This window comes from Inquilinus sp., assembly GCF_057815775.1.
In genome coordinates this window covers 1-2,093 of sequence record NZ_JBYRFX010000148.1, presented here as the reverse complement: position 1 = coordinate 2,093, position 2,093 = coordinate 1, and the positions used below count along the sequence as shown (strand labels likewise).

General features: G+C 71.3%; 2 protein-coding genes and 1 pseudogene. All 3 read right to left on the bottom strand.

Translation table 11 applies throughout. The features are described from left to right. Nucleotides 1-176 (bottom strand): amino acid synthesis family protein (locus tag AC3XYG_RS05390; protein WP_489138787.1); only part of this gene is annotated, 176 nt, incomplete at its 3' end. A gap of 4 nt (nucleotides 177-180) precedes the next feature. Next, on the bottom strand, nucleotides 181-1,164 hold the full coding sequence (locus tag AC3XYG_RS05385) for a UPF0280 family protein (RefSeq protein ID WP_489138786.1): 984 nt from the start codon (nucleotides 1,162-1,164) through the stop codon (nucleotides 181-183). Nucleotides 1,165-1,178: 14 nt separating this feature from the next. Then, nucleotides 1,179-2,093, bottom strand: a pseudogene (locus tag AC3XYG_RS05380) (6-hydroxynicotinate reductase); the annotation flags it as partial.

Sequence of the window (2,093 nt, the reverse complement as noted above, 5' to 3'; positions counted from 1 at the left end):
AGCGGCTTCAGATCGTCCATGAAGCCGGCGATCTCCTCGACATAGCGGCCGGCGAAGGGGTTGTGGATCACGGCGATGATCGCCCCCCGGCGCAGCGGCGTCGCGGCCGGCGGCCCGCCCTCGTGGAAGATCTCCTCGATGGTGACCAGGCGCTTGCGGATCTCGACCTCGGGCATGGGATCAGGCTCTGTGCTGTGGATCGTTTGTCGGTGTGTCTTCGGTCGTCATCCCCGCGAAAGCGGGGATCTCAGGACGCTCTCGCGGCCCTCGGGATTCCCGCTTTCGCGGGAATGACATCTGGGGGACGGAGGCGGTATCCGATCCCAGCCCCACGGTCCGGGTCTCGCCGGCCAGATGCAGGGCAGCGGCGCGGATCAGGCCGCGGGCGACCAGGTCTTCGGCCATGGCGGCGCCGGCCTCGAGGGCGGCGTCGATCTCGGCCGGGTGCAGCGCACCGACGCCGCGGGTCACCGGGCGGTCGCCCAAATCGCTGTCGGGCTGCAGGTCGCGGGCCGGCTGGCGCTGGATGGCGGGATGGCCGGGCAGGTCGACGGCGTTGGCGATCACCGTGGCCGCGGCATCGGCATCGGCGGCGCCGACCGCCAGGACGGTCACCGCATCGGCGATGCCGAGCGAAAAGCTGCGGCCGCGCCAGCCGCTGGTGGCGATGCCGTGCAACTCATCCTCGGCCGCCAGCACCGTGGTGCCGAATAACCCTGGCTGATCCGGACGATCGACCAGACCGATGGTGAAGCGCTGGCCCGGCGCCAGGTGCAGGGCGATGTCGCCGCCATTGTTGACATAGGCACGGTCCAGCGGCGCCGCCGCGACCATCGCCGCCAGCACCGCCTCGGCCACCGCACCGGCCACCGCGGCCATCGGGGTGATGAAGATGTCGGCGGCGTAGGGCGCCACCGCGTCATGCATGCGGCGCGCGATCGGGCCCTGCAGCGGGGATCCATCCGGCCGGGCCGGCGCCCGCAGCACAGGCAGCTCGTCGCACAACTCATCCAGCAGGCCGGTGAAGCGCCGCGCCCCCGCGGCATAGGCGGCCTGCACTGCCGCTGCCGCCCCGGTCGCCTCGACCACCAGGTCGATCGGCCCGTCCTGCAGATGCAGGCGCCGCCCGTCGGGCAGCAGCGCGATCTGCGGGATGCGGGCCATCGGGAGCGTCTCCGTCAGCCGTGCGACCGCTTCGCGCCCTGCGGCGCGAAGGGCCAGGGGTTGTCGCGATGGCCCGGCACCTGTCGCCGCGCCATGTCGACGCCGAGCGAGGAGATCGGCCGGACATGGTCCATATGCCCCTCCAGCGCCTCGTAATCGGACAGCCGCAGGGTGAACTCGATCGGCGCCACCAGGGCCGGGGTCGGGACATATCCGAAGGCGTTCTCCGGCACCCGGGTCACGTCGACCATGAAGGTGATGCCGCCGCCCGGCCAGACATAGACCGGGGCACCGCCGCAGGTGACGTAGGTCAGTGCTTCCTGGACCGACCGGGTCAGCCGCACCGGGTTCTCGGTGACGCCGGACCGCAGCGACCCGCCGGCCCCGCCCATGAACAGCACGGTGCACAGGGCCGGCTCGCAATTCTCCTCGATCCGCTCGATCGACTGCTGCAGCAGCGGCGGCAGCTCCTGCTGCACCGGCCGCAGCTCGTCGTCCAGCCGGTAATAGGCAAAGTGCTCGCCGGTGGTGCTGACCATCAGCATGGTCAGGCCGGCCCGCGCCGTCTTCGGGTTGAACGGCCCCAGGATCGACAGCGGGTCGGAGATGTCGGTGCCGCCCCAGCCGGTGCCGGGCTGTGCCACCTGGAAATAGCGGCCGGGGGTGGAGCGCCGGCCCTTCATGTTGATGCCGGTCTCGGGGATGCCCAGCAGCTTGCCGGCCTGGTGTTCCGACAGCACGCCGGTGATGTGGTCGTCGACCACCACCACCTCGTCGACCTTGCCCTGCCACTGCTTGGCGAACATGCCGATGGTGGCCGAGCCGCAGCCGACCCGCATCCGCTCTTCCGCAGCACCATTGACGATCGGCGGCCGGCCGGCCTGCACGATCACGGTGGCGCCGTCGTCGATGGTCAGCTCGACCGCGCG

Bases quoted from the DNA above. Each gene is read 5' to 3' on its own strand.
- AC3XYG_RS05385 (WP_489138786.1), bottom strand. From the start codon at position 1,164: ATGGCCCGCATCCCGCAGATCGCGCTGCTGCCCGACGGGCGGCGCCTG.